The 12,521-nt window shown below is 41.2% G+C and carries 11 protein-coding genes and 5 tRNA genes; all 16 read right to left on the reverse strand.

The features are described from left to right. A partial coding sequence (locus AAAT26_RS05965; RefSeq protein WP_349208994.1) for a GTP-binding protein occupies window positions 1–449 on the reverse strand: 449 nt, incomplete at its 3' end. A gap of 180 nt (window positions 450–629) precedes the next feature. After that, window positions 630–706 (reverse strand) — tRNA-Met (locus tag AAAT26_RS05970). A gap of 5 nt (window positions 707–711) precedes the next feature. After that, window positions 712–787: transfer RNA gene (locus tag AAAT26_RS05975), tRNA-Thr, on the reverse strand. 31 nt (window positions 788–818) lie between these two features. Beyond that, window positions 819–894: transfer RNA gene (locus tag AAAT26_RS05980), tRNA-Met, on the reverse strand. A 5-nt stretch (window positions 895–899) separates the two neighbouring features. Then, a tRNA-Tyr gene (locus tag AAAT26_RS05985) sits at window positions 900–984 on the reverse strand. A 10-nt stretch (window positions 985–994) separates the two neighbouring features. Further along, window positions 995–1,070 (reverse strand) — tRNA-Thr (locus AAAT26_RS05990). Window positions 1,071–1,516: 446 nt separating this feature from the next. Beyond that, window positions 1,517–1,981 carry a BREX-3 system P-loop-containing protein BrxF gene (gene brxF / locus AAAT26_RS05995; RefSeq protein ID WP_004695092.1) on the reverse strand — a complete coding sequence of 155 codons (465 nt, stop codon included), beginning with the start codon at window positions 1,979–1,981 and terminating at the stop codon, window positions 1,517–1,519. 28 nt (window positions 1,982–2,009) lie between these two features. Continuing rightward, the gene (locus AAAT26_RS06000) at window positions 2,010–3,431 is read right to left on the reverse strand and encodes a hypothetical protein (protein ID WP_077707629.1); all 1,422 of its coding nucleotides are present in this window, start codon (window positions 3,429–3,431) and stop codon (window positions 2,010–2,012) included. Beyond that, window positions 3,428–4,081 (reverse strand): hydrogenase nickel incorporation protein HypB, encoded by a 654-nt coding sequence (gene hypB, locus AAAT26_RS06005; protein WP_060919012.1) that lies wholly within the window; start codon window positions 4,079–4,081, stop codon window positions 3,428–3,430. The genes AAAT26_RS06000 and hypB overlap by 4 nt, the downstream gene beginning before the upstream one ends. 15 nt (window positions 4,082–4,096) lie before the next feature. Beyond that, a complete protein-coding gene (locus AAAT26_RS06010) occupies window positions 4,097–4,438 on the reverse strand; it encodes a hydrogenase maturation nickel metallochaperone HypA/HybF (RefSeq protein ID WP_008602471.1) in 342 nt (113 codons plus the stop codon). Further along, window positions 4,431–5,258 carry a bifunctional 5,10-methylenetetrahydrofolate dehydrogenase/5,10-methenyltetrahydrofolate cyclohydrolase gene (locus tag AAAT26_RS06015; RefSeq protein WP_227037349.1) on the reverse strand — a complete coding sequence of 276 codons (828 nt, stop codon included), beginning with the start codon at window positions 5,256–5,258 and terminating at the stop codon, window positions 4,431–4,433. The genes AAAT26_RS06010 and AAAT26_RS06015 overlap by 8 nt, the downstream gene beginning before the upstream one ends. 100 nt (window positions 5,259–5,358) lie before the next feature. Further along, window positions 5,359–7,326, reverse strand: coding sequence for a penicillin-binding transpeptidase domain-containing protein (locus tag AAAT26_RS06020; RefSeq protein ID WP_227065193.1), 1,968 nt, complete (start codon window positions 7,324–7,326; stop codon window positions 5,359–5,361). Further along, on the reverse strand, window positions 7,326–8,744 hold the full coding sequence (locus tag AAAT26_RS06025) for a CCA tRNA nucleotidyltransferase (protein ID WP_077707630.1): 1,419 nt from the start codon (window positions 8,742–8,744) through the stop codon (window positions 7,326–7,328). The genes AAAT26_RS06020 and AAAT26_RS06025 overlap by 1 nt, the downstream gene beginning before the upstream one ends. A 69-nt stretch (window positions 8,745–8,813) precedes the next feature. Further along, window positions 8,814–9,686, reverse strand: a complete 873-nt coding sequence (gene sdaAA / locus AAAT26_RS06030; protein ID WP_349209071.1) for an L-serine ammonia-lyase, iron-sulfur-dependent, subunit alpha — start codon at window positions 9,684–9,686, stop codon at window positions 8,814–8,816. Between the two features lie 11 nt (window positions 9,687–9,697). Continuing rightward, a complete protein-coding gene (gene sdaAB / locus AAAT26_RS06035; protein WP_042976031.1) occupies window positions 9,698–10,360 on the reverse strand; it encodes an L-serine ammonia-lyase, iron-sulfur-dependent subunit beta in 663 nt (220 codons plus the stop codon). Between the two features lie 552 nt (window positions 10,361–10,912). Beyond that, entirely contained in the window at window positions 10,913–12,478 is a 1,566-nt protein-coding gene (gene hcp, locus AAAT26_RS06040; RefSeq protein WP_004695081.1) for a hydroxylamine reductase, read from the reverse strand. Between the last annotated feature and the right edge of the window lie 43 nt (window positions 12,479–12,521).

Genomic DNA, 12,521 nt, shown 5'->3' on the forward strand with positions numbered 1-12,521 from the left:
ACCAATTCGATCAATTCTTCATCGTCAACCATGTCAGCTTTGTTCAAGAATACTACGATTGCAGGAACACCAACTTGGCGAGCCAACAAGATGTGTTCGCGAGTTTGAGGCATAGGGCCGTCAGCTGCGGATACAACCAAGATAGCGCCGTCCATTTGAGCCGCACCAGTAATCATGTTTTTAACATAGTCAGCATGGCCTGGGCAGTCAACGTGTGCATAGTGACGGTTAGAAGTTTCATACTCAACGTGTGCAGTGTTGATTGTGATACCGCGTTCACGTTCTTCTGGAGCTTTATCGATCATGCTGTAATCTTGGAAGTCAGCTTGACCTTTTTCAGCCAATACTTTAGTGATTGCAGCAGTCAAAGTAGTTTTACCATGGTCAACGTGACCGATTGTACCGATGTTAACATGCGGTTTCGTACGTTCAAATTTTTCTTTTGCCATTAGGATTATATCCTCCTTCACAAAAACAAATTACATTCTAGTATTAATATAATATATTAACCCTAATTTATCAATGGAATATAAGATTTCCTTACCTATTATTATACCATATATACAAAGTCTTAGAATAGCATGTCATATGTAAAGAAATAAAAAAATCCCCACCAAGGTGAGGTTTAATGGTGGCGGCACACGGATTTGAACCGCGGACACACCGGGTATGAACCGATTGCTCTAGCCAACTGAGCTATGCCGCCATGTATGGAGCTAGTGACCGGGATTGAACCGGTGACCTTATCCTTACCAAGGATACGCTCTGCCGACTGAGCTACACCAGCACAATGAACGATCATTTCACTGTGGTTTTTATGGTTGCGGGGACAGGACTTGAACCTGCGACCTTCGGGTTATGAGCCCGACGAGCTACCAACTGCTCCACCCCGCTATGAATGGTGGAGGGAGAAGGATTCGAACCTTCGAAGTCGAAGACGGCAGATTTACAGTCTGCTCCCTTTGGCCGCTCGGGAATCCCTCCATAAATAAAATGGAGCTGGCGATAGGAATTGAACCCACAACCTGCTGATTACAAGTCAGCTGCTCTACCTATTGAGCTACGCCAGCATCATTACGACAAGATGAATTGTATCACCTAGCACACTAAGTGTCAAGAACATTTAAAAACTTTTTTGAAGTTTTTCGTTCACTGTGGTCACTCTTAGTGCTTAATCATAATAACATGAAACGATACCCTATGCAAGTATTTTGTCAAAAAAAATTTATATTTTATCAATCCTCTATAAAATGCCTCGTTTTCAGTATATATCCAGTAATCAACTTTTATTTACTAGTATATTCTTTATATACCTTTACATAGTTTCATTCCTTACCAGTCCATGTCTGCTAACATCCATATTTCAGGTTTACTAAAATCAAATAATAGGAAATTACAAAACTATATTTTTTACCTAATAACTGTAATTATATAACTAAAAAAGGAGATAGCCCGCTATCTCCTTCTATACATCTATAGTTTTCCCTATATTCAACCAATATGTTCAAACATACATTTAGTCGATTGCAATAACATGATCTGGATGTGCAATACTAACTACAGCATGTTTAGGATTATTGTTATGTTCTAAGTACAACTGATCCCCTTCAATATGTCCACGCCAGCCAACGACAATAGGATACTTCTTACTAATAGTTTTTAACAACTCAAATGGTTTTAGATTTAAGATAGGTGCAAAGAATACATTAATGCCATCTAGCAAGACTACTTCCGTATCGCTACGGCTAAGAGCACGGCAAATAACTTCTTCCGCTAATTGAGGCCGTTCATCACGAGGCACGAGCAAAAACTCTTCCTCGATGAGTTGCTTAGCTTCCAAGTATTTCCAGCCCTTCTGCTCAGACAATTCACGAATTAGCAAACTTTTACCAGAACCTGGACCACCAACGATAAACAATATACGTTCATCATCACCTTGAATCTTTTCCCAACGTTCTTTTACATCTTGTACAGTAACCATACCCTTTGCCTCCTCGCTGTGACCTATCCTATTTTACAGGACGGTCAGATAACATAACGGATTTGATATATTGGTTTTTATCATCTAGGGCAAACTGTAAATAAGAGTTGCTTGCCGCTGGATTTTTATATTCATATACGGTAGACGTCCCCGCCTTTGTTGTAGATTCAACAATACGAGTTGGCATACCATACACAAAGAGCAATAAATATTTGGTATCACCCATTGCGATTCCACGACGTGTAGGCGTATACACATTTAATAATACGCGATTGATAAGATCTTTTTTATCTACACTCACACCGTATTCATTATAGCCAATAAAAGTGGAACCAAACAATATGCCTTGATGTTTCCAATCATTATTAGGATCATTAACAAAATGGTCATTCAACTTGAACCCACGCAATACAAAATCATCAGCCGTAAGTGTACCAGCTTCAAAATCATACACTTCAGCTTTCGGCAATCCAAATCTAGGCCATACTTGTCCACTAATAATATCTACAGCCTCTATATTACTTTGTTTAATGGTGAAAGCAATATATTCTTTTTGCTGACCAAGCATAGATTGTTGTTGGCTATCACTATTTGTATTCTCTACGGGACTCTTAAACTCCTTTTTTTGAGGCAATGAATTTTCGGAATGCCCCTCATAAAGGAAAATATATGTCTCATTTTTCTTATCACGCCACATCGCATTAGGACTGCCATAGGCAAATATCAATTCCATCCGTGTGCTACCAGGACCAATGTCGCGTACTGTATTAGAGCCTTTTTTCGTACTATGAATATTTGTAATAGTATTTGGTTCAAAGAAGTAAGTCGCCCCTTGCCCACGTAATTGATTGTTAACCAACAATTCTTGAGCAGGTCCAGTATATACAGTTACTGCTACATCTTTCATGTAATACGTAGTAAAGTTATCACGTACCTCAGTTTTTTCTACATCTTTTGGAACTTCAAACTGATCTCCCAATCGGTATGTGCCGATAGCATAGTCATCCTGAGAACCTAAAGGCGGTAAACTGTTTGCCGTATAAGACTTACCAATATCAGCTAAATTATTTTGAGTGATACTCGGCAAAGAACCTTCGTTCTCACTAGCCGCTTGCCAGAATTGTATAGAATCACCAAATTCAGTTACAGCCATTTGCTCTGCGAGCCATCCGGTTTTAGAACCTTCCTGTTTCGTTTTTGGATCTAGCTTAACAACTCTAACTGGTGCATTATCAAGGTAAGACAAGCTATCAACCTCACCAGTTCCATCTACACTACCATCATTGCTCGCATTAGCGGAATCTTGAGCTACAACGTTAGTGTCATCAGTAGTTTCTACTGCAACTGGATTAAAAGTGGAAATGGCAGGCTCTGCTGCATAACTGATTGTAGTAGCACACAAACCCACAAGGAGGGCCGCTACAATACGGCTCTTCATAGAATAGTTCATCGATTATTCTCCAACTGTGCACGCAACCAATTCAACCATGGTTCAAGACCGTTGTGGGCGGTGCAACTTACTTCAAAAATTTCTCCATTTGGATTTAAATTACGGATATCTTGTATTGCCTGCTCCTTTTTGAAAGGCACATAGGGCAATAAATCAATCTTGTTAATAAGGATGGCCTTAGACTCTTTAAAGATTAACGGATACTTAAGGGGCTTATCTTCACCTTCGGTAACAGATAAAACCGTTACTTTCATGCTTTCACCAATCTCAAATTCCGCAGGGCACACTAAATTGCCTACATTTTCGATAATAATCATATCGAGGTCATCAAGATTCAGATCACCTAAGGCATCTTGAATCATCTGTGCATCGAGATGACACCCACCAACCGTATTAATCTGGATAACAGGCACACCCAACTCATGAATGCGCTTGGCATCCTTTGCCGTAAATAAATCGCCTTCAATAACGGCTAAGCGATACTCCTTTTTTAAATCTTGTAGGGTTGCCTCCAAAAGGGAAGTCTTACCTGCCCCAGGTGAACCTAACAGATTAAATACAAATATATTCTTTTCCTTAAACAACTGTTGTAAAGCCTCTGCAATAGCATCGTTTTTTGCCAGTACATTAGTTTTAACTTGAACTTGCATGCCCTAACCTTTCTATCAATCGATATCCATAGAGGTCACTTGTAACTCACGACCGCCTATAGTTTGTACGAAATGGCTGTCACAATAAGGACAAATAAACGTATAATTTTTTACAGAAAATATTTTATCACAATCTAAACACTTTCCTTCAATAGGAATAGTATTGATTTCTATGCGTGAGCCTTCCGCAGGGGTTCCCTTTGTAATGGCTTCCCAACAAAATAACAATGAATCAGGTTCTACCCCACTCATTAACCCTAAGTCTAGTTGAATAGAATGAATGACTGTCGCATCGTGTTGACGTAAGGTATCGAGCGCTACATCAAGAATACCTTCTGCTATAGACATCTCATGCATGGTATGCCTCGTATACCGCTTCTAACATCATTGTCGTTGTTACGGATCCAACACCTCCTGGCACAGGAGTAATGGCAGATGCAATATCTTTTACCGCATCATAATCAACATCACCTACAGTTTTGCCGTCCAGTTCATTAATACCTACATCAATAACAACAGCACCAGGCTTAATCATATTAGCAGTAATCATATGAGCACGACCAGCCGCAGCAATAATAATATCACCACGCTTTACTTGCTCTACTAGATCAGAAGTTCTAGAATGGCACATTGTAACAGTACCATGTGCAGCGAGTGCCATAAGCGCTACAGGTTTACCGATAACTTGGCTACGACCGACTACAACCACATGTTTTCCTTCTAAAGGAATATTATAGTGATTTAAAATAGCTATACAAGCCTTAGCCGTACAAGGAGCAAAGCCACCCTTACCAGCTGTTACTAAACCGATGTTATATGTTGTAAGACCATCAATATCTTTTTTAGGATCTAACATATCGATAAGAGTTTCTGTATCAATGTGTTTAGGCATTGGCATTAGCGGTAAAATTCCATGAATAGATGCATCAGTATTTAATTCATGCAACGCCGCTACCACTTCATCTTGTGTTGCCGTTTCAGGCAATTGCTTTAGCACAAAACCATAGCCAAAATTTTTAGCTGTTTTTTCCATAAATGTAGCATACATATGAGCGCCGTGATCTTCACCGACAAGTAACACTGCCATAGTAATCACAGAGTTGCCTACTGCTGCAACTTTTTCTTGTAAAATCGCCTTGTGAGCATCTGCTACCGCTTTACCTCGTAATTCGATCATATATATCTCCATTCATTCAAACTATTTATAAAAAAGGTGCCTCCTGAGAGGCACCAAAGTCTCTTATTCTATTATATAACGAACTGTCTATAATTTCTAATTATCTACTAAAGTGAACGGTAATTGCCGTCCCGGCTTGAACAGTAGTGCCTCCACTTTCATCTTGAGAAACGGCAATACCCGTTCCATCAGGTTTAAATGCAAGCCCCGCCTTATGTAACCAATCACGTACCTCACCATAGGTGAAGCCCGTAAAATTAGGTAATGTTACGGAACCATCACTAGAAAGATTTGGCTCTGGCAATGTATTGCTAGGTTTAACAGCTACAGGAGTACTATCTTTAACATATGGGCTCAATTGGTAGTACCGTACAAGTTGAGACACGATGTCTTTAAATACTGGCGCTGCAATTTGGCCCCCATAAATAGACCCTTTTTGAGGATCATCAATGGCTACAAGAACCACAAATTTTGGATCCTCTACAGGGCCAAAGCCGATAAAGGATGCAATGTATTGACCATCTAAATAGCCCCCACGTTTAGTGTCTAGTTTTTCTGCGGTACCAGTTTTACCACCGAAGTGGTAGCCTTCCACCATCGCTTTGTTACCACCGCCTTCAGACACTTCTTTTTCCAAGATATCTACAATAGTTTTTGCCGTTTCCTCTGGCACTGGTTGACCTACTACAGTATTTTCGGTAGTGCTTGTTACTTCCCCTTGAGCATTGCTATAAGACTTGATAATATGAGGACGCATCATAGCACCCCCATTAGAAAGAGCACCAAAGGCACGTACCATTTGTAACGGCGTAACCGCAATACCTTGACCGATAGACATAGTCGCTACATCTAGCTTACTCATATCTTCTGGATTATACAGGATACCTGCGCCTTCACCAGGCAATTCAATGCCTGTTTCAAAGCCAAAACCATAATCGCGTACATATTTAGAAAGGATATCTGCTCCAGTTGTTGTACCAATTTCTGCCATACCTGTATTGATAGAATACTTCAAGATATCTAGCAATCGAACTGGTCCATACCCTTCACCATTCCAGTTTCTCATCACATGACCATTCGCTACAAAGGCCCCTTTATCATTGTACACTGTTTCTAATTTCCACTTTCCTGATGCAAGAGCTGCAGATGCAACGATTGGTTTGAATGTAGAACCTGGTTCGTATAAGTTAGTAACAGCAATATTTTTGAAAGCCTCTTCTCCACTTTGGTTATAATTGTTAGGATCATAGCTTGGACGATTTGCCATCGCAAGAATTTCACCGGTCTTAGGATCCATAACGATAACACTAGCATGTTTAGCCCCTGTATCCGCCATCGCTTTATCAAGCGCACGTTCTGCAATAAATTGAATGGTCGCATCGATTGTTAATGTTACGCTTTTACCCTTATCAGGTAAGAACTTGGACAAAACGGAACCAAAGATAGCATTACCTTTGTTATCGGTAGCAACGATTTCTTGCTGTACACCACCCTTTAACTCTTCATCAAGGACCATTTCGAGACCATCAAGGCCTTTATCATCGGTGCCTACAAACCCCAGTATTTGAGCCGCTAGTACACCATTTGGGTAATAACGTTTGGACTCTTCCACAAAGTTAAGGCCTGCAATATTATTATCCTTAATAACTTGTGCCACCGCCTTAGACTTGTCCGCATCCATCATGCGATTAATCCATACGAAGGCAGAATCCTCTTGCAGAGCTTTCACAATATTTTCTTTTGACATGGTTACATATGGCGAAATGAGTTCCGCAATCTCTTGGGGAGACTGTTTAATCATCTTAGGGTCCGCATACAAAGATTTTGTAACCACACTCATCGCCAAAGGCTTACCATTACGGTCATAGATCGTACCGCGCGGTGATTGTAATTTTCTATCTACTTGAACCTGTAATAAATTTTTCTTCTCCAGATCAAATGTATCAAAGACCTGCAACTGTGCCAAACGCCCTATGAGGACAAAGGCAACAGTCATGAGAATGGCAAGACACCAAGTAGTACGACTCCAACCACTCATGCGTCGCAACGCTTTATTTAGTAAATTCATCATTTCTCCACTGGACGGCGTAACTTATGGTCTAATGCGTCATATAGCGCATCTGGTTTATTAGGAATAACCCCATTTTGTACCTGACCTAATAAATACTGCAATCCTTCCCCTACTTGTTTTCCAGCGAGCTTAATCACTCGTTCGTCATAATTTAAGTCCTTGGTATGCACAGGCATCTCTAAACTAAGATCTGCCATACATTCTCCAAAGGCTAATGTTCCGTCTGTAGACGAGTAAGGTTTCCCACAACCTAATACATCGGCAGCGCAAACCTTAGCTAATTGCTCCCATGCAGTGCGCATAATTTGGCTATCTCGGAATTCACCACTACGGGCTTCCTTGCGAAGCCATTTTTTCTCGTTTGCATCGCCATTTTGTACAAAATAGTGAAAGCGCATGTGATTTTTCACAATCCACGCCACGCGTTTTACAAAGGCCTTCGGATATCCTAGTCGGGTTAATAACGTTTCTGCCATTTCCGCGCCTAGTGTATCATGGCCACGATCCGTAAGGCGTCCATTGATAACAGCACGTACCGCTGGCATTCCCTTTGCCACATCATGTAATAAGGCACCCCAACGCAGCACCAAATCCGGCTCCGTATGGGACACAACGGCTAGTGTATGGTACCAACCATCGAATTCGTGAAAGTCCTTTTCTTGGGGCAAATTCACGAGATGATATAGTTCAGGCAAGATGGGAATCTCCCGAGCCGCACCATTTTCTACAACACGACAAGAGCATTCTGCCAAGCGGGATTGAACAAGAACATCAAGGCCCTTAGCCACTGCAGGCTCTAACATGAGACGATTAATCTCATTTCGTACACGTTCTAATGACAATCCAGGTACGCGGTGAAAAGCCTTGGGCATAGCCTCTAATAGGTCTTTACTCGGCAAAAAATCCAACTTCGCCACAAAACGGCATGCTCTAAATAATCGTAATGCATCTTCTTCAAAACGTTTCTGCGCATTACCAATGGTTCGTAACGTTTTATGTTTGATATCACGTCGTCCACCTACAAGGTCTATAACTTCACCATAACGGTTCATAGCTATGCCGTTGACAGTAAAATCACGACGCAACACATCTTCTTCTAAGGTATCGGCATAAGTAATTTCTTCGGGACGATGGCTATCTGCACCATATCGTTCTGTTCTATATGTAGCGATTTCGTATTGCTTGCCCTCTAATGTAGCTACCACTACACCAAAAGATTTTCCTACGAGGTCTGTCGTTTGAATATCATGACCGCGAAGAACCTCAATCACTGTATCGGGACGTGCAGACGTCACAATATCGAAGTCATGTGGCTTTTGATGCATCAACATATCGCGCACAGCGCCGCCTATGATATAAGCTTCATGGCCGGCTTCTTCTAATATGGTCAATATTCGATTTGCTTGTTCCATCATACACGCTCCTTTCTGAACTAGTCTAATCTTTATTTTACTACAAATGAAAGCATGAAAAAAGTGCAATCCTTATAAGGATTGCACTCGTTCTGCAATAGCTGTACCTGTCGGTGTCACCGCAAGGCCGCCATCACTTGTTTCACGCAATGCTGCCGGCATAGCGCGACCTATATTATTCATCGCTTCAATGACTTCATCTGGTGGAATTTGGCTTTCAATATTCATTAACGCCATTTCAGATGCAGTAATAGCATGGACTGCATAAAAGCCATTACGCTTAACACATGGCACCTCTACGAGCCCTGCTACCGGATCACAAGCAAGTCCCAATAGATTTTTCATGCACAATGCAATAGCATGACCTACTTGACGTGGTGATCCACCCATCATTTCAACAATGGCTCCTGCCGCCATACACGCCGCTGTACCGATTTCCGCTTGGCAACCGCCAACAGCACCAGCAACACAAGCGCGATTTGCTACTACATTACCAATACCAGACGCAGCTAAGAAGCCTTTTACCACTGTAGCTCTATCTAATTGGTAGTGGTCCGCTACGGCTTTCACAGCACCAGGCATAACACCACAAGAACCCGCCGTAGGACAAGCAACAATGCGGAACATCTTTGCATTTGCCTCATTTACAGCAATAGCATACGTCATTGCCTTATACGCAATATCACTCATAAAACGAGGTGTTTGCCCATTAAGCTGTGCCGCTTGATCACCGGACATACCAGAAGCCGTTTTCTCCGCATAAGCTATGCCATCTTGAATGGAGCTTTCAAAAATATCTAAGCGATTCTCTATTTCACGAACAACCGCGTCTTCACTGCGGTCGTAATTCTCTAATTCATAACGCAATACTACATCGCCAAAAGAAATATTGTTTTCCTCACCTAGGCGAATAATATCTGCAATTGTATCATATGCATAACTCATCATTCGCCCTCCTATAATGCTTCAAAGGTCATCACATCCTGGATGCCTGGAAACTCGCGCATAAACTGAACTGTAATAGGATTTACCACTGTATCTGTAGTAATAACCATGACTGCATCCTTATGCTTGCCCTTACGGAATACGCGCATCGTAGCGATGTTAATATCAGACTCACTCAATGCTTGGCTCACAAGAGAAATCGCACCAGGTCTATCCTCATGGAACACAACGAGCGTAAACTCATCTCCTGTAATGGACATATCATTTCCATCTACTTCGGTAATCATAATCTGACCACCGCCGAGAGAGCGACCAATAACAGTCATATGACGATTATGTTCATCATACATATCAAAACGCACCACATTCGGATGCCCTACATCAAGAGGAGACTCAATAAAAGAAAACTCCATCCCCTTTTTTTTCGCTAATTCATGAGCAACTCGGATGTTCGCATCATCCTCTTTATAACCTAATAAGCCGCCAATCAAAGCACGATCCGTACCATGCCCTTTATAAGTTTTTGCAAAAGATCCATATAATGTTAAATCTACCTTTTTGGGAGTAGCACGAAAAATACACCGCGCCATCTTGCCTAGTCGCGCAGCACCCGCTGTATGCGAACTAGACGGACCAATCATAATAGGCCCTATAATATCAAAAATACTGTTCATACATACCTCTATATACACATAAACCATGTGAAAAAATCCTATTTCACCTATAGTATAGCAACCAATATCGAGCCTTGTCTATATGCACATTAGGGGCATATTTGTTTGTCTACAGAGGACTACTATTCTTATGAAAGCTGTTCTAAAACTTTGTATATTGATGGGACGCATCCATATCTACAGTTATAAAAGGGAAAGACTATACTTATGCAGCGACATCTCCCCCTCACCTCACTATTCTGATGAAAGCTATTTTATGAGTTTGTATATTGATGGGACTTATATTTCAGAAACGTTTTACTTATGGGCATAACCTATTGAGGGCCGACTTACGCTGAGTATGGAGGCATGAGATAGGTTATGCCCATTAGTAATCTAGTTGTCGCAATACTGTCAGGCCCCATCAATAAACAAACACTCGATAGATAGCTTTCACAATAATAGTAAAAAAACGCACCTAAGGATAACCCTAGGTGCGTTATTTATAACAACAGTCCTAAATCATAAAAGAGAGGGGACGTAGGACTGTAGTTAACAGATTAATAGATCCTATTAGCCCAAGATAGCTTTCATGTCAGCTTCTGGAGTTGTAATTGGATGTAATTGGAATTTTTCTACCAAAATGTTCAATACATTGCTGGAGAAGAATTTAGGCAAGGAAGGTCCGATGTAAATGTTACGGATACCCAATGCTAACAATGTTAACAAGATACATACCGCTTTTTGTTCGTACCAGGACAATACCAATGTCAATGGCAAGTCGTTTACATCACATTCAAATGCACCAGCTAAAGCTACTGCTACTTGAATAGCGGAGTAAGCATCGTTACATTGACCCATATCAAGGATACGAGGGATACCACCGATTTCGCCGATGTTCATGTCGTTGAAACGGAATTTACCACAAGCCAATGTCAATACTACAGTATCATTTGGAGTTTGTTTAACGAATTCAGTGTAGTAGTTACGGCCTACTTTAGCACCGTCACAACCACCTACCAAGAAGAAGTGTTTGATTGCGCCAGCTTTTACAGCATCAATTACTTTATCAGCAATACCCAATACTGTGCCATGACCGAAACCTGTAGTTACTTCATGACCACCGTTGATACCAGTGAATTCTTGAGCTTCTTTGTAGCCGCCCAATTCGATAGCACGGTTGATAACTGCGGAGAAGTCTTTAGTACCATCTTCTTTTTCTTCGATATGTGCACAACCATCGAAACCTACCATATCTGTAGTGAAGATATTTGCTTTGTAGTTTTCTTTTGGTGGCATAATGCAGTTTGTAGTGAACAAGAATGCGCCAGGAACATCAACAAATTCTTTTTGTTGGTTTTGCCATGCTGTACCGAAGTTACCTTTCAATTGAGGATGTTTCTTCAATTCAGGATAAGCGTGGCAAGGCAACATTTCACCATGAGTATAGATATTTACACCTTTACCATCAGTTTGTTCCAATAATTGTTTCAAATCATGAAGGTCATGACCAGTTACAACGATGAAAGGACCTGGTTCTACAGTCAAAGGAACTGTAGTTGGTACAGGTGTACCATATGTTTCAGTATTAGCTTTATCAAGAACAGCCATACATTTCAAGTTAATTTGACCAAATTCCATCAAAAGATCAAGCCATTCTTCAGCGCTGTGATCTTTAGCGAATTCTACCATGCCTTTAACGAACCAAGCGTCAACATCAGCATCGTGGAAGCCAAGGCGAGCAGCATGCCATGCGTACGCAGCCATACCACGCATACCTAACAATAATGTGGAGCGAAGGGATACGATGTCTTCTTCACCTTTCCACAATTGTTCCCAATCAAAGTTTTGTTGAGCGCTATCCACTTTTGCATGGTAAGCATTTACTTCGTCAATGAATTCTTGAACGCGGTCTTCAGAGAAGTTTACGTTTGTTACACACATGAACAAACCGCGCATAATATAATCGATACCTTCTTTAGTATGACCCTTTACGTCTAAAGCGCGAGCCAAGCCAACTAAAGCAGCAGTTAATTCGTCTTGTAAGTTAGCAACTGGTGCAGTTTTACCACATACACCTTGTACAGTACAGCCACCTGGTGCTGCAGATTGTTCGCATTGATAACAGAACATGCTCATTTGAAAATCCTCCTTTGCGAGACTTCCTCGCAGTCAAGCTAGA

The organism is Veillonella parvula, assembly GCF_040094895.1.
In the GTDB taxonomy this organism is placed as follows: domain Bacteria; phylum Bacillota; class Negativicutes; order Veillonellales; family Veillonellaceae; genus Veillonella; species Veillonella parvula_L.